The sequence below is a fragment of the Tsuneonella flava genome (assembly GCF_002870965.1).
Lineage (GTDB): Bacteria > Pseudomonadota > Alphaproteobacteria > Sphingomonadales > Sphingomonadaceae > Tsuneonella > Tsuneonella flava.
In genome coordinates this window covers 140,957-167,292 of record NZ_PHSO01000004.1, presented here as the reverse complement: position 1 = coordinate 167,292, position 26,336 = coordinate 140,957, and the positions used below count along the sequence as shown (strand labels likewise).

23 protein-coding genes and 2 tRNA genes are annotated in these 26,336 nt (G+C 57.8%); 19 read left to right on the top strand and 6 right to left on the bottom strand.

Annotated features, from left to right (window positions below; genetic code table 11):
* Positions 1–89: 89 nt before the first annotated feature.
* The 7 genes from ilvB to CV013_RS04310 all read left to right on the top strand — a co-directional run bounded on the left by ilvB (position 90) and on the right by CV013_RS04310 (position 8,920).
* On the top strand, positions 90–1,844 hold the full coding sequence (gene ilvB, locus CV013_RS04340) for a biosynthetic-type acetolactate synthase large subunit (RefSeq protein WP_102154049.1): 1,755 nt from the start codon (positions 90–92) through the stop codon (positions 1,842–1,844).
* Between the two features lie 12 nt (positions 1,845–1,856).
* On the top strand, positions 1,857–2,372 hold the full coding sequence (gene ilvN, locus CV013_RS04335; protein ID WP_102154048.1) for an acetolactate synthase small subunit: 516 nt from the start codon (positions 1,857–1,859) through the stop codon (positions 2,370–2,372).
* A 119-nt stretch (positions 2,373–2,491) separates the two neighbouring features.
* Complete coding sequence (ilvC, locus tag CV013_RS04330) at positions 2,492–3,511, top strand: ketol-acid reductoisomerase (protein ID WP_102154047.1); 1,020 nt, start codon at positions 2,492–2,494, stop codon at positions 3,509–3,511.
* 77 nt (positions 3,512–3,588) lie between these two features.
* Entirely contained in the window at positions 3,589–4,734 is a 1,146-nt protein-coding gene (locus CV013_RS04325; protein ID WP_102154046.1) for a glycosyltransferase, read from the top strand.
* Positions 4,735–4,955: 221 nt separating this feature from the next.
* A complete protein-coding gene (gene leuA, locus CV013_RS04320; protein ID WP_102154045.1) occupies positions 4,956–6,641 on the top strand; it encodes a 2-isopropylmalate synthase in 1,686 nt (561 codons plus the stop codon).
* 187 nt (positions 6,642–6,828) lie between these two features.
* Positions 6,829–7,878 (top strand): amidohydrolase family protein, encoded by a 1,050-nt coding sequence (locus tag CV013_RS04315; protein ID WP_102154044.1) that lies wholly within the window; start codon positions 6,829–6,831, stop codon positions 7,876–7,878.
* Positions 7,879–7,951: 73 nt separating this feature from the next.
* Complete coding sequence (locus CV013_RS04310; RefSeq protein ID WP_102154043.1) at positions 7,952–8,920, top strand: NAD(P)H-dependent flavin oxidoreductase; 969 nt, start codon at positions 7,952–7,954, stop codon at positions 8,918–8,920.
* A 32-nt stretch (positions 8,921–8,952) separates the two neighbouring features.
* On the opposite strand, the gene CV013_RS15640 is transcribed toward CV013_RS04310, so the two are convergent.
* The 3 genes from CV013_RS15640 to CV013_RS04295 all read right to left on the bottom strand — a co-directional run bounded on the left by CV013_RS15640 (position 8,953) and on the right by CV013_RS04295 (position 10,664).
* Positions 8,953–9,165 (bottom strand): hypothetical protein, encoded by a 213-nt coding sequence (locus CV013_RS15640; protein ID WP_232806561.1) that lies wholly within the window; start codon positions 9,163–9,165, stop codon positions 8,953–8,955.
* A gap of 150 nt (positions 9,166–9,315) precedes the next feature.
* Positions 9,316–10,086: a hypothetical protein gene (locus tag CV013_RS04300; RefSeq protein ID WP_148070620.1), complete on the bottom strand. Its 771-nt coding sequence runs from the start codon at positions 10,084–10,086 to the stop codon at positions 9,316–9,318.
* A gap of 95 nt (positions 10,087–10,181) precedes the next feature.
* Complete coding sequence (locus CV013_RS04295; protein WP_102154040.1) at positions 10,182–10,664, bottom strand: flavodoxin family protein; 483 nt, start codon at positions 10,662–10,664, stop codon at positions 10,182–10,184.
* 82 nt (positions 10,665–10,746) lie between these two features.
* Here CV013_RS04295 and recJ point away from each other — a divergent pair, with 82 nt between their 5' ends.
* The 10 genes from recJ to CV013_RS04245 all read left to right on the top strand — a co-directional run bounded on the left by recJ (position 10,747) and on the right by CV013_RS04245 (position 20,080).
* On the top strand, positions 10,747–12,525 hold the full coding sequence (gene recJ, locus CV013_RS04290; protein WP_102154039.1) for a single-stranded-DNA-specific exonuclease RecJ: 1,779 nt from the start codon (positions 10,747–10,749) through the stop codon (positions 12,523–12,525).
* Between the two features lie 92 nt (positions 12,526–12,617).
* Positions 12,618–12,692, top strand: a tRNA-Glu gene (locus CV013_RS04285).
* Positions 12,693–12,720: 28 nt separating this feature from the next.
* Positions 12,721–12,795, top strand: a tRNA-Glu gene (locus CV013_RS04280).
* Between the two features lie 252 nt (positions 12,796–13,047).
* Positions 13,048–14,274 carry an ATP-binding protein gene (locus CV013_RS04275; RefSeq protein WP_102154038.1) on the top strand — a complete coding sequence of 409 codons (1,227 nt, stop codon included), beginning with the start codon at positions 13,048–13,050 and terminating at the stop codon, positions 14,272–14,274.
* 94 nt (positions 14,275–14,368) lie between these two features.
* Positions 14,369–15,751 carry a phosphate ABC transporter permease subunit PstC gene (gene pstC, locus CV013_RS04270; RefSeq protein WP_102154037.1) on the top strand — a complete coding sequence of 461 codons (1,383 nt, stop codon included), beginning with the start codon at positions 14,369–14,371 and terminating at the stop codon, positions 15,749–15,751.
* Entirely contained in the window at positions 15,744–17,027 is a 1,284-nt protein-coding gene (gene pstA, locus CV013_RS04265; RefSeq protein ID WP_102154036.1) for a phosphate ABC transporter permease PstA, read from the top strand. The genes pstC and pstA overlap by 8 nt, the downstream gene beginning before the upstream one ends.
* A complete protein-coding gene (gene pstB / locus CV013_RS04260) occupies positions 17,024–17,812 on the top strand; it encodes a phosphate ABC transporter ATP-binding protein PstB (protein WP_102154035.1) in 789 nt (262 codons plus the stop codon). The genes pstA and pstB overlap by 4 nt, the downstream gene beginning before the upstream one ends.
* A gap of 11 nt (positions 17,813–17,823) precedes the next feature.
* The gene (phoU, locus tag CV013_RS04255) at positions 17,824–18,519 is read left to right on the top strand and encodes a phosphate signaling complex protein PhoU (RefSeq protein ID WP_102154034.1); all 696 of its coding nucleotides are present in this window, start codon (positions 17,824–17,826) and stop codon (positions 18,517–18,519) included.
* A 65-nt stretch (positions 18,520–18,584) separates the two neighbouring features.
* Entirely contained in the window at positions 18,585–19,271 is a 687-nt protein-coding gene (phoB, locus tag CV013_RS04250) for a phosphate regulon transcriptional regulator PhoB (protein ID WP_102154033.1), read from the top strand.
* Between the two features lie 326 nt (positions 19,272–19,597).
* The gene (locus CV013_RS04245) at positions 19,598–20,080 is read left to right on the top strand and encodes a pyridoxamine 5'-phosphate oxidase family protein (RefSeq protein WP_102154032.1); all 483 of its coding nucleotides are present in this window, start codon (positions 19,598–19,600) and stop codon (positions 20,078–20,080) included.
* Between the two features lie 77 nt (positions 20,081–20,157).
* On the opposite strand, the gene CV013_RS04240 is transcribed toward CV013_RS04245, so the two are convergent.
* Positions 20,158–21,735, bottom strand: a complete 1,578-nt coding sequence (locus tag CV013_RS04240) for an amino acid permease (protein ID WP_102154031.1) — start codon at positions 21,733–21,735, stop codon at positions 20,158–20,160.
* Positions 21,736–21,875: 140 nt separating this feature from the next.
* On the opposite strand from CV013_RS04240, the gene panB reads away from it, so the two are divergent.
* Entirely contained in the window at positions 21,876–22,748 is an 873-nt protein-coding gene (gene panB, locus CV013_RS04235; RefSeq protein WP_102154030.1) for a 3-methyl-2-oxobutanoate hydroxymethyltransferase, read from the top strand.
* A 22-nt stretch (positions 22,749–22,770) separates the two neighbouring features.
* A complete protein-coding gene (locus CV013_RS04230) occupies positions 22,771–23,820 on the top strand; it encodes a DUF475 domain-containing protein (protein WP_102154029.1) in 1,050 nt (349 codons plus the stop codon).
* Here CV013_RS04230 and CV013_RS04225 read toward each other — a convergent pair.
* Together CV013_RS04225 and CV013_RS04220 are read right to left on the bottom strand one after the other, a co-directional pair.
* Positions 23,786–24,724, bottom strand: a complete 939-nt coding sequence (locus CV013_RS04225; RefSeq protein ID WP_232806560.1) for a bile acid:sodium symporter family protein — start codon at positions 24,722–24,724, stop codon at positions 23,786–23,788. The two genes, CV013_RS04230 and CV013_RS04225, sit on opposite strands and share 35 nt — an antisense overlap.
* Before the next feature lie 74 nt (positions 24,725–24,798).
* Positions 24,799–26,295 carry a tetratricopeptide repeat protein gene (locus CV013_RS04220; protein ID WP_190276526.1) on the bottom strand — a complete coding sequence of 499 codons (1,497 nt, stop codon included), beginning with the start codon at positions 26,293–26,295 and terminating at the stop codon, positions 24,799–24,801.
* Positions 26,296–26,336: the final 41 nt, after the last annotated feature.

Sequence of the window (26,336 nt, the reverse complement as noted above, 5' to 3'; positions counted from 1 at the left end):
AGGAGAGGAGGCCCGGCGCGCTTGATCGCGTCGGGTCGATTTTTTGAAGCAAGACGCTTAGTGCCCTTTGAGGTGCCGAATTCAGAAGGATGAGTGACGTGGAAGAGCGCAGCGGCGCAAACATACTGGTCGAATGCCTTGTGGAGCAGGGAGTCGAATTCGTGTTCGGCTATCCTGGCGGCGCAGTGCTGCCGATTTACGACGAATTGTTTTCGGAGCAGCGTATTCGCCACATTCTTGTGCGTCATGAAGCAGGTGCCGCGCATGCTGCGGAAGGGTACGCGCGTTCCACGGGCAAGCCGGGCGTTGTGCTCGTCACCAGCGGCCCGGGCGCGACCAATGCGGTGACCGGTATTGCCGATGCCTTCATGGATTCGATCCCGATGGTGGTCATCACCGGGCAGGTTGCAACTCCGCTGATCGGTACTGACGCCTTTCAGGAGGCGGACACTATTGGCATCACGCGCCATTGCACAAAGCACAATTATCTCGTGAAAGACCCCTCTAAGTTGCGTGCGACCATCGAGGAGGCATTTCGTATCGCGACCAGCGGACGCCCCGGCCCTGTGCTGATCGATATACCGAAAGATGTGCAGGTCGCTCTCGCATCGTGGGGGGCGCAGGCTGAGGCAAAGTCGGCCTCGGCGCGCTACACACCGCCTTCGGTCGCACCGCTCGACAATATTCTCGATGCAGTCGAAATGATGGCCGAGGCTGAATGCCCAATCTTTTACACGGGCGGCGGCGTCATCAACTCTGGTCCGCGCGCCACTGAGTTATTGAGGCAGTTGCAGTCCCTCACGGGGGCTCCAGTTACCAGCACCTTGATGGGGCTGGGCGCATTTCCGGCGGATCATCCCGATTGGCTGGGCATGCTGGGAATGCACGGCACATTCGAAGCCAACATGGCGATGAACCGATGTGACGTAATGGTTTGCATCGGCGCGCGGTTCGATGACCGGGTAACCGGTCGGCTTGATGCATTCAGCCCGGATTCGAAAAAGATTCATATCGATATCGACCGGGCCAGTATTAATAAGACGGTGCCGGTAGACTTGCCAATCATTGGCGATTGCACTGCCGTTCTCGATCAGATCATCTCGGTATGGGGCGAACGTAAGGCGAAGGATCTGAGTGAGTGGAAAGCGCGCATCACGGGTTGGAAGGCCCGCGAAAGCCTCACGTATCCTGAAAACGACGCTGAAATCATGCCACAGAAGGCGATAGAACGGCTGTTCGCCCTCACGAAGAATGCAGATCCGGTGATCACAACCGAAGTGGGCCAGCACCAGATGTGGGCCGCGCAGTACTTCGGCTTTTTCGGCCCTAATCGCTGGCTTACAAGCGGTGGGCTGGGCACGATGGGTTATGGCCTGCCCGCTGCGATTGGCGCCCAACTGGGTAATCCGGGGCGCTTGGTCATCGATATCGCAGGCGAAGCGAGCATCCAGATGAATATTCAGGAACTGGGCACCGCTAGTCAGTATAGACTGCCTGTTAAGGTATTCATTCTGAACAATGAATTCATGGGAATGGTGCGTCAGTGGCAGGAATTGACGTATGAGAGCCGCTATTCCAACTCATATTCCGATAGTTTGCCTGATTTTGTGCGTCTGGCGGAAGCATATGGCTGGAAGGGGATTCGGATCGAAGATGGAAGCCAGCTCGATGCCGGTATTCAGGCCATGATAGATCATGATGGGCCGGTGATCGTGGATTGTCGTGTCGCAAAGGAAGCGAACTGTTTCCCCATGATCCCCAGCGGTGCGGCGCATACAGACATGTTGCTGTATGGCGATATGGTCAGTGGCACGCTCGACGATGAAGCCAAGGCATTGGTGTAAGGGCATATGGACATGAAAATTCATCAAGCCGATTCCGAGCGGCACGTTCTGGCGATCACTGTCGACAACGAAGCGGGAATTCTCGCCAAGATTGCAGGCCTGTTCACGGCACGTGGTTACAATATCGACAGCCTGACAGTGGCTGACATTTCCGAAGATCACGCGGTCAGCCGGATCACAATCGTCACCAACGGTCCTCCGCCGGTAATCGATCAGATACATGCACAGCTTGAACGCCTGATCCCTGTCCATAAGGTAACCGATCTCACCGCCGAGGGTCCGCATGTGGAGCGCGAACTGGCGCTGGTAAAGGTTGCTGGCACCGGCGAAAAACGGGTTGAAGCCGTGCGCCTGGCGGACATCTTTCGCGCGCGCCCGGTCGACACGACAACCGAGAGCTTCGTTTTTGAGATCACCGGCCCGCCGGACAAAGTCGATAGCTTCATCGTGTTGATGCGCGAGCTTGGTCTGGTCGAAGTTGGCCGCACCGGCATCGTCGGTATGATGCGTGGGGCCGCAGCAGCTTAAGGCGGCCTTAGAAAAATTCCGTCGCCCCTGTGTGGCGGGGGGCCTACGGGCCGGATATTCACTCTGAGACAACTACATTTCTACTCCGTGCTTTGGCCGGGGATGAAGAGGGAACGAACATGAAGGTTTATTACGACGCCGATGCCGACCTCAATCTGGTCACCGACAAGAAAATCGCGATCGTCGGTTATGGCAGTCAGGGCCATGCCCATGCCCAGAACCTGCGCGACAGCGGCGTAAAGGAAGTCGCCATCGCGCTGCGCGACGGTTCATCTACGCGGAAAAAGGCGGAAGAGGCTGGCTTCAAAGTGATGACCAACACCGAAGCTGCCGAATGGGCCGACGTTCTGATGATCCTCGCGCCGGACGAACATCAGGCCGCAATCTGGAACGACGATCTGGCTGGCCACATGAAGCCAGGCAGCGCGCTCGCCTTCGCACACGGTCTCAATGTCCATTTCGGCCTGATCGAACCGCCGGCGGACATCGACGTTATCATGATCGCACCCAAGGGCCCCGGCCATACTGTGCGGAGCGAATATCAGCGTGGCGGGGGCGTGCCTTGTCTGATCGCCGTGCATCAGGATGCCACTGGCAATGCTCACGATGTTGCCCTCGCCTATGCCAGCGGCGTTGGTGGCGGACGTTCGGGCATCATCGAAACCAATTTCAAGGAAGAGTGTGAAACCGATCTGTTCGGCGAACAGGCCGTGCTTTGCGGCGGGATCACTCACTTGATTCAGGCGGGCTTCGAAACGCTGGTCGAAGCCGGGTATGCACCTGAAATGGCCTATTTCGAATGTCTGCACGAAACCAAGCTGATCGTGGATCTGCTCTATGAAGGCGGCATCGCCAATATGCGCTATTCGATCAGCAACACTGCAGAATACGGCGACATCACCACCGGTCCGCGGATTATCACCGATGAAACTAAGGCGGAAATGAGGCGAGTTCTGGCGGATATTCAATCGGGTCGCTTCGTGAAAGACTTCGTGCTCGACAACCGCGCGGGCCAGCCCGAGCTGAAGGCGAGTCGCAAAGCTGCCGAAGCGCATCTGATCGAACAAACTGGCGCTCGCCTGCGCGCGATGATGCCGTGGATCGGCAAGAACAAACTGGTCGATCAGGAAAAAAACTAAGCTGACCAGCCAATAAGAATCGCAAAAAGGCGCGCGATGCCCTTCACATCGTGCGCCTTTTCGTGTTCGACAGGTCTATGGGCGAGGCAAACGCACAGCACATCCTGATCCCAATCCATGATTTCTCGCTCGGTGGGACTGAGCGGATTGCCTTTCGTATGGCGGGCGAATGGGTCCGCAGGGGGAGGCGGGTTACATTACTAGCTGGGGCAAGCGATGGCCCGATGGCACCGCAGGTGCCGCATGGCGTTGGAATCGAGGTGTTGGCTGAACCCGTGCCGCGCAGCACATTTTCCCGAATGCGACTGGGTGCGGCTATGGCGGGTCCAGCCAAGGCGCTCGCCCCCGATGCCGTGTTTCTCATCGGCAACTTCCATTTTGCGGTTGCTCGCGCTTTGAAGCGGGCAATGCCCGAAGTGCCAATCCTCGGCAAAGTAAGTAATCCGCTTATTCCGGCAGCGCTTGGAACCGGACAACTTGCTCGGACGCTGGCTGCCTGGTGGTCGGGCGGAGTGGACAGGCTGGTCGCGATGTCGCCCGACCTGCGCGACGAGCTTTCGCAGTTCGTTCCGTCCCAACGTATCGTCGCGATTCGCGACCCCTTTCTCGATGACGACGTGCCCGTGGTGGCTCGCAGCGGGCGACCATCCTCGCCACTGTCGTTATTGTTCGTCGGCCGACTCGAACCGCAGAAAAACCCGCTGCTGGCACTGGCCACTGCAGCACGACTACGGGATCTCGGTACGGCTTTCACACTCACGATTGTGGGTGGCGGAGCGATGGAGCAAGCGGTGCACAAGGAGGTCGCACGACTCGGACTTGCTGACTACGTCACCCTGCACGGCCATATCGCCAATCCGGCATCATTCTTTCGTGAAGCCGACATGTTGCTAATGACTTCGCGTTACGAAGGTGTGCCCGCAGTGATTGGCGAAGCGCTGGTGGCGGGGATGCCCTTTGTCGCCTCCCCCTGCACGGCTTGGCTGCAAGGCCTCGTCGCGCGCAATCCTACGCTGGGAATGCTGGTTAGCGCTCATGATGCCGACCAACTTGCAGAGGCATTGCAGCAGCGTGCGGCACAGCCCTTCCCTCAGGTTGAGGCTATCGAACAGGCAATCGGCGGGCATCGCCTTTCGGCGGCGGCAGATGCTTATCTTGATTTATTCGATCGCCAGATTGGCATTGATTTACCCAACGCACAGGCTTGCCTGCCAGGCAGGTGAAACGAGTGGTGGACAAAGCCTGTGCGGTCGATCATATCACCTGTGCAATGAAGAATTGGCTCGCCCTACAGCTTATTCGACTTACGCGCCCTTAGGCGCGACCTTCGCCGTGCATCCTCCGATGACGCGGCACCCGCCTAAGGGCTTCAAGCGAAAATTTGGCATTTCCAAGTCGTGCAGCGGTTGTGCTGTGCGCATCAGGCGATAAGGCACCAGCCATCATGACAATGCTCTCCGATCCGAGCCGCAAGTACCGCCCCTTCCCGCAAGTCGATCTGCCCGATCGACAATGGCCGGGCCGCACGATCACAACCCCGCCCCGCTGGCTCAGTACAGACCTGCGCGATGGCAACCAGTCGATCATCGATCCGATGGATGCGGTCAAAAAAAGTCGGTTTTTCGACATGCTGGTAGAAATCGGTGTGAAAGAAATCGAAGTCGGCTTCCCCAGCGCAGGTGCGACCGAATTCGATTTCATCAGCGGGCTGGTCAAATCGGGCCGTATTCCCGAGGATGTCCTGATTCAGGTACTGACCCAGAGCCGGGAAGATCTGATCCGCACCAGCTTCGAAAGTCTCGACGGTGCGCGGGCGGCCATCGTCCACCTTTACAACGCAGTCAGCCCGGCATGGCGTGACATCGTGTTCCGGATGAGCCAGGCCGAGGTGCGCGAAATCGCGATCGCCGGTGCCAAAACTATGCGTGACGAGGCCGGGAAGCGGCCCGACACCGACTGGCATTTCCAGTACAGCCCGGAAACCTTCTCCACTGCTGAACTCGATTTCAGTCTGGAAGTGTGCAGCGCAGTGATGGATGTGCTGCAACCCACGCCCGACCATCCAATTATCTTCAACCTCCCCGCTACGGTTGAGGCGGCAACGCCCAATATCTACGCCGATCAGATCGAGTATTTCTGCCGCAACATTCCCAATCGCGACAGTGTGGTGGTAAGCCTGCACACACATAATGATCGCGGCACCGGGGTTGCCGCAGCGGAACTGGGCATGATGGCTGGGGCGGACCGTGTGGAAGGGTGCCTGTTCGGAAACGGTGAACGCACCGGCAACTGCTGCCTCGTGACAGTAGCGCTCAATATGTACACTCAAGGGGTTGATCCTGGCATCGACTTTTCCGATATCGACCGGATCATCGAAACGGTGGAATACTGCAACCAAATCCCCGTGCATCAGCGCCACCCATATGGCGGCGAACTGGTGTTCACAGCTTTCTCCGGCAGCCATCAGGACGCCATCAAGAAAGGCTTCGAAGCGCACGGCAAGCAGAACGACGAACAGTGGCGCGTACCCTATCTGCCGATCGATCCTGCCGACCTGGGCCGCAATTACGAGGCGGTGATCCGCGTCAACAGCCAGTCGGGCAAAGGTGGCTTCGCATGGGTTCTTGAGCAAGATCAGGGCCTGAAACTGCCTAAGAAAATGCAGGCCGATTTCAGTCGCCATGTACAGCGCGTGGCCGACGAAATGAGTCGCGAACTGAACGCCGCAGATATCTGGGAAACCTTCCGTCAGGCCTATCATGTGCAAATCCGACCCAAGCACTTCCAACTGGTAGATTACGAGGAGGGCAAGGCGGCCGATGGTACCCGCGTATTCGCCGGGACGATCGAGGTGGAAGGGAAAGCGCAATCAGTTTCTGGGCGCGGGAATGGCCTGATCTCGTCCGTTCTTGCGACATTGAAAGAGGCGTTCGGTGTCGATCTGGAAGTGACCGATTACACCGAGCACGCTCTGGGTACCGGCACTAACGCGCGTGCGGCCGCCTATCTTGAATGTCAGGACAGCGCCGGTAACACGATCTGGGGCTGCGGCATCGATGAAGACATCGCCACAGCCAGCGTCCGAGCTGTGTTGAGCGCAGCGAACACTGCCGTTTCGCAGGCGGGATAAGCTGAATCCCTGAAAGTTGAGATACTTCTCCCCCTCCCTCCATTTGTACGATTTGCAAATGGAGAGAGGGTAACCGAGATTCGGCAGAGCGCGAGTTTTACCGAGCCACGCAAGATCACGCTGATTTCAGTTGCAGCCTGCCACTGCTTATGGTCCACTTTCGGCCACAAAGCCGGAGAGAGAGCCAATGCCTGCAGAAGAGATCCTCGAACCCGATCTGCCGATTATCGACCCCCACCATCACCTGTGGGATTTGCGGCATTTACTTGCGGTATTCCCTCAGCCTTATCATCCATTTATCGATGCGCTGGTCGACGCGGCTTACTACACATTCGATCAGCTTCACGCCGATACGCACACCGGCCACAACGTTATCGGCACGGTGTTTATGGAATGCGGCGCTTTTTACGATGCGGCGCGTGACGATGCGACGAAACCGGTGGGCGAAGTGGAATTCGTCAACGGGGTTGCCGCGCAAGGGGCCAGTGGCCTTTACGGCGATTACCGCCCGTGCGCCTCCATCGTCGGCCACGCGGACCTGAGACTAGGCGCGAAGTCGGGCGATGTGCTCGATTCCCTGATGGCCGCTTCGCCGCGCTTTGTCGGCATTCGCCATGCGGGTGCGTGGGATAGCGATCCCGAAACGCTCGGTCCGCCGTTTCATCATCCTGAAGGGCTCTATCGCGACAGCGCATTTCGCGAAGGATTTGCCGAATTAGGCAAACGCGGGCTGATCTTCGACGCATGGGTTCTTGAACCACAACTGGGTGACGTGATCGATCTGGCACGGGCTTTCCCGGAACAAACCATCGTGCTGGACCATTGCGGCACCCCACTCAACATCGGGCGCTGGAAAGGTACTTTGGGCGATCACTTCGGGCGCTGGCGGGACAACATTCAGGCATTGGCCGAATGCCCAAATGTTTCCGTGAAGCTTGGCGGCCTGGCAATGGCATTCTGCATGATGCCGGAGGAAGGCCCTGCTGCCGGAATCGGATCGGACAAGCTGGCTGAAATGTGGCGTCCCTATATCGAAACCTGCATTGAAGCATTTGGCCCTGCACGGGCCATGTTCGAAAGCAATTACCCGGTTGACCGGTGGGGGGCCAGTTATCCCGCTTTGTGGAACGCGTTCAAACGGATCACTGCAGGAGCATCGGATACGGAAAAGCAACAGCTTTATGCTGGGACTGCAGCGAAGATCTATCGCCTCCAACACCTGCTCGACGCGGGCTGACTACCCGCTCTCGACACCTGCCCCATCACTCGCTAGGCGAGTTTAAAGTCTTTAACTGCAACGGAGTTTTCGTATGGCCCTTCCCGCCCCGTTCGACCGCCTGCGTCTGCCGGTGATCGGATCGCCGCTGTTCATCGTATCCGGCCCCGAGCTGGTTATTGCACAGTGCAAGGCGGGTATTGTCGGATCGTTTCCCGCTCTCAATGCCCGCCCCTCGGGCGTATTGGACGAATGGCTGCACCAGATCACCGAAGAGCTGGCCGCACACAATCGCGACAATCCCGACCGTCCGGCCGCGCCGTTTGCCGTGAACCAGATTGTCCACCGGTCCAACAACCGGTTGGAGGAAGATATGGGCGTCTGCGAAAAGTGGCAGGTTCCCCTCGTCATCACATCGCTCGGCGCACAGGAAGAGGTGTTCAAGGCCGTGAAGAACTGGGGCGGCATCACTATGCATGATGTTATCAACCAGCGCTTCGCTCATAAAGCGATCGAGAAAGGTGCGACGGGCCTCATCCCGGTCGCCGCTGGGGCCGGCGGTCACGCAGGCACCCAGTCCCCATTCGCGCTGATGCAGGAAATCCGCAGCTGGTTCGATGGGCCGGTGGCACTGTCGGGATCGATCGCGCACGGGCGCTCCGTTCTCGCCGCGCAAGCACTGGGGGCGGACTTCGCCTATATCGGCTCGGCGTGGATTGCGACGCAGGAAGCCAATGCCGATGCTGCGTACAAGCAATCGATCGTCGATTCGCAAGCGGTGGATATCATCTATTCCAACCTCTTTACCGGGGTGCACGGTAACTATCTGCGTAGCTCCATCGAAAACGCCGGGCTCAACCCGGACGATCTGCCCGTCAGCGATCCAAGCAAGATGAACTTCGGATCAGGCGGCAACACCCAGGCGAAGGCCTGGAAAGATATCTGGGGCTCAGGCCAGGGGGTCGGCGCTATCGATGCGGTAGAAACAGTGGCCCAGCGCGTGGATCGGCTCGAACAGCAATATCAGGACGCAAAGGTCGCTCTGAAAGCAGCCATGTTCTGAGTTGCGCCCCACAGGCTTTCCGCCATTGCATCTTAATTGGTAAAATCGAATCCGGCGCCGACCGGATCGCGCCGGTTGAGGTGGAAAGGCCTGCCGGGCGGGTTGAGCAGGCGTCGTCGTAACGCACGTTGCAGCAAGGCAAGCCGCAGTGCCGCGCTATCGCGCGCAGGAAGCAGCAAGCCATTGCGGCGGAAATCATCAAAGCCGATCAGCGCATGCCCAAGACGTTCCAACATCTCTGCCAATGAGCGAAAGGAAAGTATTTTATTTGCAACGGCAATAGATGATGCCGTTGCAATGACGAATCATAGGCGGGCGATTGCGGGCGATTTACGCGACGAAATGAGATGAAGGGCCGACGGGGAAAAGCATTTTTGCAGTCGGCGAAAAGCCGTTCACGCACGCCGAACGCGAATAAATCGTTTGTTGATCGAAGGCTCCATGAGCAGCTGCATTCCATCGGGCGCAACAATTTGCTGACGCGCCTCCATTCGTCCTTCATATACCAACTGATTGATCAGTCGAACCGCCAGTTGAGCAGCTCGCATTTTGTCTTCGGCCAGTTCAGGCTCAACTCGCAATTCCTGCCCGATGAAGTAAACCAGCCCTTCGGAATGAAGGCCACCATCAGGCGCGGTTGCCAGCCCGGTTAAACCCAACGCCGGAAAAGGTCCGCCCCCAATCCAGTGGGTGATCGAGTTGCAGAAGAATTCGACCCCCACCAGGCTGGATGCCGGCCGCCAGGAAAGCGCGCATAGATCATCGAGTTCGCGTGCCAGAGCGCATGCCAGGTCCATCATCACCCGCACAACCGGCAAGCTGTACGCTCCGCCCTCCAGATGCAGTCCCGGCCGAAGAATCAGCGCCGCTTTTCGGGTTTCGATCAGATCTTCAGGAACGCCGTAGCGATGCCGAGATTGTGGCGGCACTGGTGATGGGCCCGGAGCCATCCCGATTAGATCGAACGCCATGCCATCGCGCAACAATTCAAACCCAGCGGCGCGTTCACCATTAGCGGGCATTTCGTGAGTAACCGCAATCCGCCCCGCATCATCGCACTTGGCCCGCATCGTAGCTGAATCAGGCTCCCTGCCCCTGGGAAAGAGCAAAAAAAGGTCTCCGATCCGTGACCAGCGATCTTTTTGTGTGCGGTTAACTATGTTCAACCCTTTCGATCGGGCCCTTTCTCCATGTAATTGCCCGAAAATCAAGCAATACTTGCGTGAACAAACAATCGTGCCGCATATTAATTCTTCAATGCTCAGAATATGCCGTCCGCCAGTCCTTCAGACAGCGCTGCACCGATTTCTTCGGCCTGGCGGAGTTGCTGACCGGTCAGAACTTTCCGGGCGAGGATTTCTTTCGACGTCTGAGCGTGTGTCAGAACAATAACTGGCTCAGCCACGCGACGGAGCCTCCATCCCGTAGCGATTCGATCTATCTGACGTTGAGCGCCCTCCCCGTCCGAACCGGCGGAAATAATCGTAGCGTAAGGGCGCCCTTCAATCCGGCCGAGCACTGGATAGTAGCACCGATCGAACATCTCTTTCATCGTTCCGCTCATGGACGCGAGATTTTCGGGACAGACGAACAGATAGCCTGCGGCATCCAGCAGATACTTCGGATCGACTGCCTCCGCAGCGATGAGCTGTGTCGATCGGCCTGCGCTATCGTATGCGGCACGGGCCAGCGCCTCGCCTGATCCCGTGCGACTGTGCCAGATGATGAGCAAATGTGGAGCCATGGCAACCTAGCATCCGGGACAATGTCCGAATGTCAATCGAGAGAGCTTTGCGAGGATGCCCCTACACAGCTATGGCAGCGCCATGGCTTCCAGATCGCTTTCCCCTGTTTTCGGTGTCACTCATTCGCTTGCCGGGCGCACATGGCAATGGCGCGGCGGAAATATGGAATTGAGTGACCCATCTGGTGCAATGGATGACATTGTCACTCAGTTGCTGCTCTCTCGCGGTGTCGCTCGCGACGATCTGACAAGGCATCGCAACCCAACCCTGCGCGAATTCCTGCCCGATCCATCCACTTTCCGCGACATGGACAATGCGGCGGAACGGATTGCTCAGGCAATTCTCGCTGACGAAACCGTCACGATATATGGCGATTACGATGTAGATGGCGCGACCAGCGCAGCGCTGCTGGTGCGTTTGCTACGCATGTTGGGGCACGAGGCGCACTATTACATCCCTGACCGCCTGCTCGAAGGATACGGGCCGAGCGGCGAGGCATTGGTCCGTCTTGCAGAGGAAGGTTCGAGCCTAATCGTCACAGTCGATTGCGGCGCAATGGCGTTCGATGCGCTGGAGCAGGCGCGCAAGGCAGGTGTGGATGTCATCGTGGTCGATCACCACAAATGCTCTGCGGAACTGCCATGCGCGCTGGCACTGGTGAACCCCAACCGGCTGGACGAAAGCGATGAAGGCGCCGCGCATGGTCATCTGGCCGCTGTCGGGGTGGCGTTCCTGCTAGCCGTAGCGTTGGTGCGGACTTTGCGCCAGCGCGGGTACTTTGCCGACCGTAAGGAGCCGGACCTGATGGGGCTGCTCGATCTGGTGGCGCTGGGCACAGTGGCTGATGTTGCACAGATCAGGGGGCTTAACCGGGCATTCGTAGCGCAAGGGCTGAAAGTCATGGCGCGCCGGGCGAATACCGGCATGGCCGCTCTGATCGACGCCAGTCGCCTGAAGCGCAGCCCCCAATGCAGCGATCTGGGCTTTGCACTAGGTCCGCGTATCAACGCAGGCGGACGCGTGGGTGAATCAACACTGGGGGTGCGCCTGCTCACCACCGACGACCCCGATGAAGCCGACACCATTGCCGCTCAGCTATCGGTTCTGAATGAAGAGCGTCGCGCAATCGAAGCGGAGGTGCAGGCGGAGGCCGAACTACAAATCGACAGCCAGCATAACCGCGCCGTACTCGTCCTTGCAGGGCGGGGTTGGCATCCGGGCGTGATAGGGATCGTTGCCGGGCGCGTGAAAGAGAAGACTGGCAAGCCCGCACTGGTGATCGCGCTCGATGGTGATACCGGCAAAGGATCGGGGCGTTCGATAACCGGGGTCGATCTGGGGGCCGCGATCATTGCGGCGCGGGAAAGCGGCCTGCTGGTGGCGGGCGGTGGCCATGCTATGGCCGCTGGTCTGACGATCGAAGCCGACAAAGTCGATGCATTGGCCGAATGGCTCGATGCGCGTCTTTCACGTGCGGTAGCTCAGGCGAAGGAAAACGAAGTTCTGCAACTCGATCTTGCGCTGGCTCCCGGCGGCCTGACCCCCGACTTGATCGAAACACTCGACAGTGCCGGGCCGTTCGGTGTTGGCTGGCCTGGCCCGAAACTGGCGGTCGGCCCCGTGCGCCTGATAAAATGCGATGTTGTCGGCAACGATCATGTTCGTTTGATCGCGGCAGGTCAGGACGGGCGCAGTTTCAAGGCCATTGCCTTCCGTGCAGCGGAAACGCCTATGGGGCAGGCCCTCCTTCACGGTTCGCGTGGACGACGACTATGGCTGGCCGGGCGCGCGAAGATCGACGACTGGGGCACTCACCCTGCGGCAGAGCTTCATCTGGAGGATGCAGCATGGGCGGATTGATCGGTGAATTGCACTTTCACGAAAAATAGCGTCGCGTCAGGCTTGACCGCATCACAATGCCCCCGTAAGTGCGCCGCCACGCTTCCGGACGTGGCCCCATCGTCTAGCGGTTAGGACGCGGCCCTTTCACGGCTGAAACACGGGTTCGATTCCCGTTGGGGTCACCACCGGAAGCAGCGCCCTGCACACAGGCGCGGCCCCATCGTCTAGCGGTTAGGACGCGGCCCTTTCACGGCTGAAACACGGGTTCGATTCCCGTTGGGGTCACCACCATGGTGGCAATAGTTTCCTCTCTCTCTCTCTCTCTCTCTCTCTCTTCATTTCTACACATCCCGCAGCCGCGATGCGCTTCCCGTGCGAAGTCACGTCGGAGGTAGGTAACCGGATCGTATCGAGCGAACCGAATCGCACCCAATCGCAGTCTGACGACTACGCAACAATACTGACATCGATAGCTGCCAGAGTGAAAAACATCATGCAGGCACTGGCGCTTGCAGAGAGGCATAGCTAAGCGCGCGAAGCATGAGGCAGGAACGCCCCATCCCCTGGCCCGGATTCGTTCTGGCACTAGTCGGCACGTTGCTTGTCGTTATCGGCGGTGTAACGCCGTGGCTTGGCGGTGCCTTACTCCTGCTGTGGCTTGGATCATTGTGGTTGGCCAGCGATCGGCCACCGCCACCTCCACCGCGGCAGGTTTCCGGCACCTTCAGCCGTGAAAAGCTCGGCGAAATGATCGAGCATTCGGGCACCCCGCTTATGATGACAGAGCGGAATCGCGTCATTATCGCCAACGAAGCGGCCCGCGATGTGTTCGGGGCGCATATTCTGGGGCAAGATGTTCGTGTCGCCCTCCGCCAACCAGAAGCGATTGCCCTGATCGACCGTGACGAAGGGGGGACAACGTCAGTCCGCGGCCTTGCCCGACGGCGCGACATCTGGCGCATCAGCCGCCACCCGATGGATGGCGAAATCGCGATGATCGAACTGATCAATCGTACGGCAGAGGCTGACATCAGCCGGGCGCACACCGATTTCGTCGCCAATGCCAGCCACGAGCTCCGCACTCCGCTGGCATCGATCATCGGCTATGTAGAAACTCTGGCCGATGGCGGCGCGGACAAAGCTACGACTACGCGATTTTACGACACAATTCTGCGCGAAGCACGCAGGTTGCAGCATCTGGTGGAAGACCTGATGTCGCTTTCGCGGGTGGAAGCGGAAAAGCACGATCAGCCTGCCGCTTTGATTGCATTCTCTGCGCTGGTCGAACGCGCCGCGCGCGATGCAGCAGGGCCGGATCGGGCCGAACGCCTCACTCTCGAATGCGCGCCCAATATCGCTATCAAAGGCGAGCAGCATCAACTCGAACAGCTTGTCCGCAATCTGGTGGACAATGCCCTGAAATATGGCGCTGTGGACGAAATCGTACAGGTCATTCTTGACCGCACCCCCAATCACGAAGCGCGGCTGACTGTGACAGATCGCGGCGAAGGGATCGCCGCCGAACATTTACCCCATCTCACTCGCCGGTTTTATCGCACCGACCCAAGCCGCAGCCGGGCATCGGGTGGAACCGGGCTTGGCCTCGCAATCGTCAAACATATTGTTGAGCGGCATCGCGGGCGTCTCGACATTGCCAGTAAAGTCGGACAGGGCACCACTGTGACTGTGCGTATTCCTCTGACGGAGGAAGCGCCACCCTTGGAACATACCGGTCCGCTGAAACACAGGCAGACAAAAACGTCATGAAAGTGTCACAAAAATTACGCATTGGCCCGCTCGACCGTGCGGCGGGAGAGTATTTGCGCCGCGATATACTCCTCCAAACGGACCCGTTTGCCTGATGTCTATGGCTGTCCTGTTATTGCTTGCAATCGGCCTCGGGCTAGCCGGATGGCTGGCTGCACGCGCCCGCGCATGGAGCTTTCGCCGTTCCGGAACGGAACGGCTAGCTGCCTTGCCCAGCTATCATGGCTGGTACGTCGCGTTGTGGATCGTCGTGCCGGTGCTGATCTTTATCATGATCTGGAGCGCAATCGAACCCGGCCTCGTTCTGCAATCTGTGCTGGCCAATCCGGCCGCGGCCAATCTGCCTGCCTTCGATTTTCAGCGTAACGCCCTGCTGGCAGAGGCGCGGAATGTCGCGACCGGCGCGGCGGCTGCGGTCTACAATCCCGCTGCTCAACCGCTGATTGAGCCGTTCCGCAATGCATTGGCCGAATATCTCTGGATCGGCGCCATCGGGACATTACTGATCGGGTTTGCCGGCGGAACGTGGGCATTCCTGAAAGTGAAGCCTGACTTTGCTGCCCGCACCAAGGTGGAACGGATTGTCATGGCGATGCTGTTGCTGGCATCGCTGGTCGCCATTCTAACTACGCTTGGCATCGTCGCCAGCCTCGTGTTCGAAACTGTGCGCTTCTTTGGCATGGTCTCTCCGATTGATTTCCTGTTCGGGCTTCATTGGGGGCCGGACCCAATGGCGAATGCCGCTAACCCCGATCCGACCCGGTATGGCGCTCTGCCGCTATTCTGGGGCACGATTTTCATCGGAGCGATCATTGCTATGATCGTTGCCATCCCGCTTGGCCTGATGAGCGCGATCTACCTTACGCAGTATGCCCATCCGACATGGCGCAAATGGCTGAAGCCACTGCTCGAAATTCTCGCCGGTGTTCCCACGGTCGTTTACGGATATTTTGCTGCGCTGACGGTGGCGCCGTGGATCCGCGATGTGGCGCAGGCCGTCGGCATTACTAACGCCAGCTCGGAAAGCGCGCTTGCCGCAGGCCTTGTGATGGGCGTGATGATTATTCCGTTCGTGTCTTCAATGGCAGACGATTCCATCGCCGCGGTTCCGCAGGCAATGCGCGACGGCAGTCTCGCGATGGGCGCCACCAAATCCGAAACGATCCGCAAGGTGCTGGTTCCCGCTGCGCTGCCCGGTATCGTTGGCGGGGTCATGCTGGCGATCAGCCGCGCGATTGGCGAAACGATGATCGTGGTTATGGCAGCGGGTGCGACTGCCAACCTGACAGTAAACCCGCTGGAAACGATGACTACGGTTACATATCAGATCGTTGCCATGCTCACTGGCGAAGGCAGTTTCGATCACCCGGCGACCCTGAGTGCGTTTGCGCTAGGGTTCGTTCTGTTCCTCGTGACACTGGCGCTGAACATCATCGCACTGCGCGTCGTAAAACGGTTCCGCGAAGCTTATGAGTGATACATCTCTCACCGACAGTGCCGCGGCACAGCCAGCCCTCGGCCCCACCCGTTCGGTCGCGTTTGAAGCGCGCCTGAAACGGCGTTACCGTGCGGAAAAACGGTTCAAGGCAATGGGTCTGGGAGCGATCCTGTTCTCCGTTGCCATGCTGCTGATCCTGCTGGTTACGATGGTTGGTAACGGTATTGGCGGGTTCAAACGCGCCGAAGTTCAGGTGCCGGTCGATTTTGCTGCAGTTGGCATTTCCGCGACACCTGAAATGCTCAACCAACCTGGCGCGATGGAACTGCTGCGCGCGCAAGGCCTGCCGGAACTGGTAGAGTTTTCGGCGGAGCAGGCGCTTGGCCCGGTCGCAGCAGCCGATCTCTCGCCAAATGCATGGCAGGATGTTGGCAAAGCCATTATTGCCGACCCGTCCCGCGCACAGGGCCAGCAGACATTCTGGATTCCCGCCGGGGGCGATCTGGCCAAGGCATATTCCGGCGATGGTTCGACAGAGGAAAAGGCGCTCGCCGCTAAGCTTTCCGCCGAAGGTAAGCTGGCCCAGCATTTCGACGGTGGGTTCCTGACCCGCTCTGACGCAACCGACCCGCAGGAAGTGGGTATCTGGGGCGCGCTCAAAGGATCGATACTGACGATGATTGTAACGCTGGTGCTGGCGTTTCCCATCGGTGTGCTGGCCGCGCTCTACCTTGAAGAATATGCGCCCAAAAACTGGTGGACCGACCTGATCGAAGTATCGATCAATAACCTTGCTGCAGTGCCCTCGATCATTTTCGGGCTCCTGGGACTGGCCGTGTTCCTGTGGCTTTTCCCCGATATGCGCTCAGCCCCGTTGATCGGCGGCATGACGCTGGCTCTGATGACAATGCCAGTGATCGTGATCGCCGGGCGCAACGCGATCAAGGCCGTTCCGCCCAGCATTCGCGATGGCGCGCTGGCCGTCGGCGCATCGCCGGTACAGGTGGTGTTCCATCATGTCCTGCCGCTTGCCCTGCCCGGCATTTTGACGGGCACGATCATCGGTATGGCCCGCGCACTGGGTGAAACCGCTCCGCTGCTGATGATCGGCATGCGGGCATTCGTCGCCTCGCCGCCCGATGGCCTGACATCGCCCGCCACAGTTTTGCCGGTGCAGATTTTCCTCTGGTCCGACGAAATCGACCGTGGCTTCGTGGAACGGACATCTGCCGCGATTATCGTGCTATTGCTGTTCCTGCTGGCGATGAACGGCCTGGCAATTTATCTTCGTAACAAATTCGAGAAAACCTGGTGACCGTAGTCCATCCCAACCTCGACGAAACCAAGGCCAAGATCAGCGCACGCGATGTGTCGGTGTTCTATGGGGAGAAGAAAGCGATCGATGGCGTGTCGATCGATATTCCCACGGAATATGTCACTGCGTTCATCGGCCCTTCCGGTTGCGGAAAATCGACCTTCCTTCGTACGCTCAATCGGATGAACGACACGATTGCCTCCGCTCGGGTGGAAGGTGAAATCATGCTCGACGGGGAAGATATCTATCGATCAAAGATGGATGTCGTACAGCTCCGCGCCCGTGTCGGCATGGTGTTTCAGAAGCCGAACCCGTTTCCGAAATCGATTTACGAAAACGTCGCGTACGGCCCTCGCATTCATGGGTTTGCCGAAAGTAAGCAGGATCTCGATGCCATCGTCGAAAAATCGTTGCAGCGCGCAGGTTTGTGGAATGAAGTGAAAGATCGGCTGAGCGACAGTGGCACCGCGCTTTCCGGAGGCCAGCAGCAGCGCCTGTGCATCGCCCGCGCCATCGCGGTCGATCCCGAAGTGATCCTGATGGATGAGCCGTGTTCGGCACTCGATCCGATTGCCACCGCGAAAATCGAAGAACTGATCGCAGAACTGCACGGGCGCTATGCGATTGTTATCGTGACGCACTCGATGCAGCAGGCCGCCCGTGTCAGCCAGCGAACAGCCTTTTTCCACCTCGGCAAAATGGTAGAGTACGGTCGGACCACCGATATATTCACCAATCCGCTGGAAGAGCGGACCAAGGATTATATCACCGGACGGTACGGCTAAGGAACATGAACATGGGTGCAGAACACACCGTAAAGGCGTTTGATGAGGACATTACCCGTCTGCGCGGGCTGATCGCGGAAATGGGCGGTCTGGCCGAAGCCGCCGTGACCAACGCAATGGACGCGCTCGTCAAAGGTGACGACGCGCTGGCCGATCAGGTTATCAAGGGCGACAAGCGTATCGATGCGCTTGAATCCGAAGTAGACAAGCTCGCCGTGCGGATCATCGCTCTGCGCGCGCCGATGGCGGATGACTTGCGCGAAGTGATTGCTGCGCTGAAAATTGCCGGCGTGGTGGAGCGTATCGGCGATTACTCGAAGGCCATTGCCAAGGCGGCGCGCAAGATCGACAATCGCAAGAAATTCGAACCGCTGACCCTGCTGCCTGCGATGGGTGAGCTGGCGGCGGAAATGGTCCACGATGTCCTGACCGCATATGCCGCACGCGATGCCGGGCTGGCGCGAGAGGTAATCGTGGCCGATACCAAAGTCGACAATTTCTACGATTCGATATTTCGCAATTTCGTCAGCCATATGGTCGAAAACCCTGCGACCATATCCACATCGGCCCAGCTGCTGTTCGTAGCCCGCAATATCGAACGTATCGGCGACCATGCGACCAACGTGGCCGAAATGGTCCACTTTGCCGCCACCGGCACCTATCCGGCGGACGACGATGGCGAGCCTTTGCATCAAACTGGCGATTGACACGTTCTTGTCGTGAAAATGTAACTTTGGCAGTGCCATAAGGGGGCAACAAGGGAAACATTGTTATGCCTGCTGCCAAATTACTGCTTGTAGAAGACGATCAGGCACTCTCCGAACTGCTGGAATACCGCTTCCACAACGAAGGCTATGACGTGCGCGTCACCGCCGATGGTGACGAGGCGCTGGAAATGGCAGCAGAAGAGGTGCCCGATCTCGTCATCCTCGATTGGATGATCGAAGGCACTAGCGGGATTGAGGTCTGTCGCCGGCTGAGGCGCGACAAATCCACGGCTCACGTTCCCATCATAATGCTGACCGCGCGCGAAGCGGAAGACGATCGCATTCGCGGGCTGGAAACGGGGGCTGACGATTACCTGACTAAGCCATTCTCTCCGCGAGAGCTTTTGGCCCGCGTGGCAGCCGTAATGCGGCGTATCCGCCCTGCTCTGGCGGGTGAATCAATCACCGTGGGCGACCTGATGCTGGACCCGGTGGCCCATCGGGTGGAGCGACGCGGTCGCGCGCTACAGCTTGGCCCGACCGAATATCGTCTGCTCAAATTCCTGATGGAAAATCCCGGCCGGGTGTTCAGCCGCAACCAGTTGCTCGACGGGGTCTGGGGCACTGGCAGCGATATCGAGTTGCGGACAGTTGACGTGCACATCCGGCGGCTCCGCAAGGCAATCGAGATGGAAAACACCAAAGATCCCGTGCGAACCGTGCGTGGGGCAGGTTATTCCATCGAATCCTAGGGGCAGCAGCCCATTGATTTGCGATGTCGGCTGAGATTCAGGCTCGCGGTGAGGAGCCTGAAGAATGAGTGATTTGTTCTGGCTGACGGGCGAGCAGATGGTCCGTCTTCAACATATTTTCCGAAGAACCACAGTTGCGAGCGGGTTCCCTTTTTCTGCCTATCCAGAAGGCATAATTCCGCTTCGGAAAATGCATGAGCGGTAGGGGAGCATAAGAACGACACATATGTTCTTATTGCGCCTCAATCTGATAACGTTCGCGACACCCTCCCCCCCACAGGAACGATCTGCTGATCCGGTCCGTTGAAAGAGGGAAGGAGATCAACATGAAATACAAATCTGGAAACGCCGAAGAATTGAAGCATAAGTTCTGGAATGCTCTGGCTGATTCACCCTTCGTCTTTGTCGAACTGGAAAGCATGTCGGGCGAAGCAGTGCCCATGACCGCACAACTCGATAAAGATGCCGACAGCGCGATCTGGTTCTTCATTTCAAAAGGAAGTCATCTCGCTCAGTTAGGCCGTGTAATATGTACCTTCACTGGGAAAGGTCACGATCTGTTCGCCCGCTTCAGCGGAGTTCTGAGCGTCGAGACAAGCCGTGACCGGCTCGATAAACAATGGTCGAACTTCGTCGAAGCATGGTTTCCCGGAGGTAAGGACGATCCCAATCTGGTTATGCTCAGGATGGATCTCGGTGATGCGGAAATCTGGAACGGCGATCTCAGCTTGCTCACAACTGCAAAGATGGCTCTGGGCATGGATGTCCGAGAAGATGCTGCGGAAAAGCACACCGAAACCACCCTCTAAAGCCAACAGCCAAGTATCCAAAAGAAAAGGGCCGCCCCGTAAGGAGAGCGGCCCTTGCTTTATCGACCTATCCGATTTTAGCCCTTGGGTGGGTTGATCGGAATGGATGTTTCATCGCCTTCGATATCATCCACCACCTCGACAATACCGCGGCCCAGATGGCTGTTATGACGGCTGTAGAGGAAATAGATAATAACCCCCAGTGCACCCCAGCCCGGCAGGAACAACATCGCATCAATCGGAAGATTGAGGAATAGGAACACACAACCCACGATTGTGATCGGTGCGACTACCCAAACCGCAGGCACACGGAACGCCCGCTGCCGCTGAGGATCACGCTTACGCAGGATCAACACAGCAAATGCCACCATCATAAAGGCATAGAGAGTTCCGGCATTCGAGATATCGGCCAGCTTACCTACCGGGAAAAACGCAGCTCCCAAAGCGACTACACCGCCAGTTAACAGCGTAACGACATGCGGTGTCTTATATTTGGGATGCACCGAACTGAGCTTTTCAGGCAGCAACCCATCACGCGCCATCACAAAGAAAATGCGCGTCTGGCCGAAAATCAGAACAAGGATAACCGAAGGTAGCGCGAGGAAAGCTGCGATACCGAGCATATTGCCGATACCGGAGAAACCGATTTCCCTCAGAACGTGAGCCAGCGCCTCGTTCGAACAGACGAGCGCGCCAGCATGTTGTGGCATAGCGCACTGACGGGCGAGCTCTTCCGACCCCGCCGGGAACGGAACCCCGCCTGGCCCCATAATCGGTTGACCGCCGATCGTGCCAACTGCACCGGCAGCCACCAGAATGTAGAACACCGTGCAAAACAGCAGCGATCCGACCAGCCCGATCGGCACGTTGCGCTGTGGGTTTTTGGTTTCTTCGGCGGCTGTCGAAACAGCATCGAAGCCGACATAAGCGAAGAAAATCGTCGCAGCGGCCCCAACCGCACCTACGCCAGTCCCCCAACCGCCAAAAACACCGGCGGGAAGAAAAGGATTGAAACGCGCAGTATCGAAATGCGGGCTTGTCAGCGTCAAGGCAACGAATGCCGTCAGCGCAGTCACTTTGATGGCAACGAGAATGGCGTTGAACTTGGCGCTCTCGCTCGTTCCGATAATAAGCAGACCAGTCACCAGCAATGCAATCAGCAACGCGGGAAGATTAATCAAACCACCTGGCGCGCCCCCAAGCGCAAGCGGACCTGCTGCCAGCCATGGCGGCAACTGCACCCCGAACAATTCATTCAGGAAGGTACCACTGAAATAGCCGGACCAACCGACCGACACCGCCGCTGCAGCGATGGCATATTCCATGATAAGTGCCCAACCCACAGTCCACGCGAGGAATTCCCCCATTGTCGCGTAACTGTAAGTATATGCCGACCCGGCAACAGGCACCATTGCGGCAATTTCTGCATAGCAGAGCGCCGCAACGATACACACCGCGCCCGCAATGGCGAAAGCAAGCATGAGCCCGGGCCCGGCCTTTTGAGCCCCGGCAGACGTAAGTACAAAAATACCCGTGCCGATAACGCAGCCGATGCCGAACAGCATCAGCTGGAACCAACCAAGAGTACGATTAAGCGATTTCTTTTCCGCCGTCGCCAAAATGGCGTCCAGCGGTTTGATGCGATCTAGGATCATTGATCCGAATCCCCTTAGCAGCGGAGGTGCGCCCTGCCCCTCACCTGTCATGGAACTGAAAGCTAACGCCGCACCGCTTCAAGGCAAGAAATAATCTCAAGGCTTCCCCCGCTAATCTTGCCCGGCTAGGAACCTTTCGTATGTCCACTACTTTCCAGCTCGACACCGCGACCAGTCGCGCCAATCCCACACCGCAGCCGATGCGGCGCCTGACTGTGCCCAAAATTCAGGCACGTAAGGCTGACGGCAAAACCAAAGAACCGCTTGTCATGTTGACCGCTTACACAGCGCGCATGGCGCAGTTGCTGGATGAACACTGCGACATTTTATTGGTCGGGGATTCTCTTGGGCAAGTGATCTATGGCCTGCCATCAACCCTGCAGGTAACCCTCGACATGATGATCGCCCATGGCGCCGCCGTGGTACGCGGATCATATCATTCGGTGGTGATCGTCGATATGCCGTTCGGATCGTACGAGGCATCTCCGCAACAAGCTTTCGAAAACGCCAGCAAGATCATGGCGGAAACCGGCTGTGCCGCAGTCAAGCTGGAAGGCGGCGAAGCAATGGCCGAAACGATCTCATTCCTGTGCCAGCGCGGCATCCCGGTTATGGGCCATGTCGGCCTGACTCCTCAAGCGGTCAACGCTCTGGGGGGCTATGGCGCCCGTGGCCGCAGTCAGGAAGAACATGCAAAGATCATGGCCGATGGGCAGGCCGTGCAGAATGCAGGCGCCTTTGGCGTGGTGGTCGAAGGCGTGATCGAACCAATCGCCATCGCCCTTAGCCAGTCCCTTGAGATTCCCACCATTGGGATCGGTGGATCGGACCAATGCGATGGTCAGGTACTGGTTACCGAAGATATGCTCGGCATGTTCGACCGCGTACCACGCTTCGTCAAACGCTATGAAAACATGGCCGAGGTGATCACCGCCGCCGTCGCTCAATACGCTGCAGAAGTGCGTGACAGGACTTTCCCCAGCGAAGATCAGACCTACCAGCCCAAATCATAATCACGCTCGGACAACTGACTCAATGATGCGATATTTCAAAGGCTCTGCAGCCTTCACCTTTGTCTGCATGGCAATTGGTGCATGGTATGGGTGGGAAAGTACGGGCAGCGTAGCTGGCGTCGCTCAGATCCTATGGATCATCGCGGTTCTCTCCGTCCTCGAGGTCTCGCTGAGTTTCGATAACGCAGTGGTGAATGCGACCGTCCTCGAAGACATGGATGAAATCTGGCAGAGACGCTTCCTCACGTGGGGGATGGCGATCGCTGTCTTCGGTATGCGAGTGGCGTTTCCGCTGGCAATCGTCGCTATTGCGGCAGGTCTCGGCCCTGTCGATGCAATCAAGCTGTCGCTGGGTCAGCCGGTCGAATACGAGCGGATCGTGTCCAGCGCCCATGTCGGCATAGCGGGCTTTGGCGGCGCATTCCTGTGTCTGGTTGGCTCAAAGTTCTTTTTCGACAAGGACAAGGACATTCACTGGATTCGCCAGATAGAAGAGTGGCTCTCGCGGTTCTCTCATATTCCTGCGGTCGAGATCGCACTGCTCCTGCTGACAATGTTTGGCATTTCGTTGCTGCTGCCGGATAGTGACGCGCTGACTTTCCTGATTGCAGGCATTTTCGGGACTATCGCATTTGTTGTGGTTGAAGGCATCAGCACCTGGCTGGAAATGCGCGAAGAAGCAGCCCGTTTACGGGGCGTGACCGTTGCATCCGGTCTTGGGGGGTTTCTCTATCTGCAGGTGCTCGACAGTTCGTTCAGCTTCGATGGAGTGATTGGTGCGTTTGCTCTATCCAACAATATGGTGATCATCGCATTGGGTCTGTCGATCGGCGCGATGTTCGTACGCTCTATGACAATTATGCTGGTTCAGAAAGGAACTCTGGCCGAGTATCGATATCTTGAACATGGCGCGTTCTGGGCCATCCTCGCTCTTGGCGTTATTATGTTGGCCTCAGCCCGATATCATATCCCGGAAGCAGTAACTGGTTTAATCGGAGCGATCCTGATTGGCCTGTCCTTGTGGTGGTCGATCCGTTTCAACCGACATTCGGATCGCGCGCCAGAACGTTAGCCAGCGGTGCGGACACCACAAGTTGCAGAAGATGATATGTCAGCAACGGCAGTAGAACCATTCCTGCAACTGCAGGAGGAAACAGAACTGCCGCCAGCGGCGCTCCCATAGCCACGCTTTTGTGGGCACCGGCAAACAAAAAGGCGATTCGATCCGGTCGGTTCAGGCCCAACAATCGTGAACATAGCCACGATCCGCCAAAACCCAGAAGTAGAAAGCCAGTCACTACCGCAAGCAAAACCGCCCAATCGCCTAGCCCAACTTTGCTCCACAGGCCTTGCGACACAGCGCCCGAAAACGCGACATAGACGGCCACTGCAATAGAAATGCGATCCATCCAGGTGACGATGTCGCGATGTGCGACAATCCAGCCTTTCGCTCGGTTCTGCAAGAGCTGGCCAATGGCAAATGGCAGAACCAGAATTAGGGCCACTTTCAATAATCCATCCGCGCCGAGCGAGATGCCCGCTCCACCGCCAAGCAAAGAGATGATCGGAACAGTTACGAAAACTCCCAGGATATTGAGCAGCGCTGCAGCAATCACCGAATTTGCAACATTCCCCCCAGCGAGCGACGAATATGCTGTGGCGGATTGAACGGTAGAGGGAAGCGCCCCAAGATAGAGCAACCCTAATGCAACTGTCGGTGGAAGAGTGCTGTCAACCACACTCGCGAATCCTTTTCCGGCGACAGCCATTGCGCCGAAGCACCATACCGTCAGTGGTAAAAGAAATTGCCAATGCGATATGCCTCGCAATACCTCAGTCCGTGGCAAACGCAGACCGTTAAGGAGAAAGAGCAGGAAGATCGCAGCATTCGATACACTTTGTGCGATCAAATATCCGCGCCCGGTCGCAGGCAAAACGCTCGCCAACGCAATGGCAAGCACCAGAAGCCGCACCATCAGATCGATATGAGAGAAAGCCCGCCGGATCATAGAAAAGTCCTGTGCCCAGCCACCACATACTTGTCGATAGTTTAGGGGCGCTGCGCTAGCTTCATTTTCAGATCACCTAATTGCGGATCGTTCGCCAAACCTTGCTGGAAAGCATACCTCAGCAATAACCGCGAATGGACTATGTCCCCACGCAGGTAATTCCATCGCGCCAGCAATGCTGCGGCTTCGGCGTTGTTTGGCTCCCCCCGAAGATGATCCGCAATCAACCTTGCAGCATCCGCTTCGCGTCCCTGCTCGATCAATGCGTAAGCCATACGTATCGTTAGTGGCCAAGGGCGTCGAACTACCGCAGCCTTATCGTAAAATCTGGTCGCCTGAGAATAATCGCCCGCTGCAAGCGCCACATCGCCCGCGAGCGTCTTTGCGTCGGAAGATTCCGGAAACCGCTGGAGAAACGCATTCGCTTGCGACCGAGCGCCATCCACTTGCCCCGCAGCCAACAATACCCGTATCCGAGAGACGATTGACGGGCCGTCGGTAATACTGACCAGATCATCGGCAGAGACATCGCGATCAGCCGGTAATATCCGCACGCTCATCGCATATGGACGGTTCGCGCGATCAAGAAATTCCGCGGCCTTTTCGCGCTGACCCAATTCTTCGTATGCCCGCCCGACGATCATCGCCATATACGGCGCATCCGCGTGATCTGCGAATCGAGCAACCAGTTCTCGATTGTGTCCGCCGAGTTTCAGCGATCGTGCCAGAAGAAATTGCACCCGCTGATTGCTAGGTTGCATACGCAATAGCCGGTCAAACCCTTGTGCAGCACTTGCATAGTTGCCGTTTTCAAGATCGATCGCGCCAAGCAAGAGGATTGCAGCCGGCATCTGACGATCCAGATCGCCACTGCGTTGAAGCAAAGTTCTTGCCAGTTCGTAGTTTCCCGCCCTTGCCGCGAGCACGGCCTGAAGAAAGAACATCTGCTGGTTGGCCGGACCACGTACAGCAAGCCGATGAAGCACCGTGAGCATTTCCTGGGCCCGGCCCAATTCCCCTAGAGTTGCCGCATATTCGGACAATAGAAGAACGCTCTCAGGCGCAAACTGCAGCCCTCGTTCCAACAACGGCAGTGCAGCGGCCATCCCCTCCGCGTCCCGTACGAGTTGCCCACGGAAAAGCAATGCAGCAGGATTATTTGGTCCGATCCGCAGCGCCTCTTTCGAGGCTGCAATGGCACCTGTTTGTTTCCCTACGCGATAGCGCAATCGTCCAAGATCGACCCACAATTCAGGATCTTGCGGATGGCCCCTCACTGCTTGAGAAAGGGCGCGGTTCGCTAGATCGAGGTCTCCTTCCATCATTGCGAGCCGACCGCGCATGTGCAGCCCATGAGTCCGTGATTCCGGCGCAAAATTCTCGCTATCCAGCCACTGATGCGCTTCCAGAAGATTGCCCTGCAAAATCTCTGCTTCACCAAAATAAGGCGCTAGCAATGATTTTGGCGCACCTTCATCAAGGGCTTCGCGCAAGGCGAGCTCGGCACCGACCCCATCGCCGTCATTCAGAGCAGTCAACGCTTTCTCCCGCAAATCCGGCTCAGGTGGATTCGCGGTGC

What these genes read in the sequence shown, in the direction of transcription:
- ilvB (WP_102154049.1), top strand. Translation starts at nt 90, where the DNA reads ATGAGTGACGTGGAAGAGCGCAGCGGCGCAAACATACTGGTCGAATGC.
- ilvN (WP_102154048.1), top strand. Translation starts at nt 1,857, where the DNA reads ATGAAAATTCATCAAGCCGATTCCGAGCGGCACGTTCTGGCGATCACT.
- ilvC (WP_102154047.1), top strand. Translation starts at nt 2,492, where the DNA reads ATGAAGGTTTATTACGACGCCGATGCCGACCTCAATCTGGTCACCGAC.
- CV013_RS04325 (WP_102154046.1), top strand. Translation starts at nt 3,589, where the DNA reads ATGGGCGAGGCAAACGCACAGCACATCCTGATCCCAATCCATGATTTC.
- leuA (WP_102154045.1), top strand. Translation starts at nt 4,956, where the DNA reads ATGACAATGCTCTCCGATCCGAGCCGCAAGTACCGCCCCTTCCCGCAA.
- CV013_RS04315 (WP_102154044.1), top strand. Translation starts at nt 6,829, where the DNA reads ATGCCTGCAGAAGAGATCCTCGAACCCGATCTGCCGATTATCGACCCC.
- CV013_RS04310 (WP_102154043.1), top strand. Translation starts at nt 7,952, where the DNA reads ATGGCCCTTCCCGCCCCGTTCGACCGCCTGCGTCTGCCGGTGATCGGA.
- CV013_RS04295 (WP_102154040.1), bottom strand. Translation starts at nt 10,664, where the DNA reads ATGGCTCCACATTTGCTCATCATCTGGCACAGTCGCACGGGATCAGGC.
- recJ (WP_102154039.1), top strand. Translation starts at nt 10,747, where the DNA reads ATGGCTTCCAGATCGCTTTCCCCTGTTTTCGGTGTCACTCATTCGCTT.
- CV013_RS04275 (WP_102154038.1), top strand. Translation starts at nt 13,048, where the DNA reads ATGAGGCAGGAACGCCCCATCCCCTGGCCCGGATTCGTTCTGGCACTA.
- pstC (WP_102154037.1), top strand. Translation starts at nt 14,369, where the DNA reads ATGTCTATGGCTGTCCTGTTATTGCTTGCAATCGGCCTCGGGCTAGCC.
- pstA (WP_102154036.1), top strand. Translation starts at nt 15,744, where the DNA reads ATGAGTGATACATCTCTCACCGACAGTGCCGCGGCACAGCCAGCCCTC.
- phoU (WP_102154034.1), top strand. Translation starts at nt 17,824, where the DNA reads ATGGGTGCAGAACACACCGTAAAGGCGTTTGATGAGGACATTACCCGT.
- phoB (WP_102154033.1), top strand. Translation starts at nt 18,585, where the DNA reads ATGCCTGCTGCCAAATTACTGCTTGTAGAAGACGATCAGGCACTCTCC.
- CV013_RS04245 (WP_102154032.1), top strand. Translation starts at nt 19,598, where the DNA reads ATGAAATACAAATCTGGAAACGCCGAAGAATTGAAGCATAAGTTCTGG.
- CV013_RS04240 (WP_102154031.1), bottom strand. Translation starts at nt 21,735, where the DNA reads ATGATCCTAGATCGCATCAAACCGCTGGACGCCATTTTGGCGACGGCG.
- panB (WP_102154030.1), top strand. Translation starts at nt 21,876, where the DNA reads ATGTCCACTACTTTCCAGCTCGACACCGCGACCAGTCGCGCCAATCCC.
- CV013_RS04230 (WP_102154029.1), top strand. Translation starts at nt 22,771, where the DNA reads ATGATGCGATATTTCAAAGGCTCTGCAGCCTTCACCTTTGTCTGCATG.
- CV013_RS04225 (WP_232806560.1), bottom strand. Translation starts at nt 24,724, where the DNA reads ATGGTGCGGCTTCTGGTGCTTGCCATTGCGTTGGCGAGCGTTTTGCCT.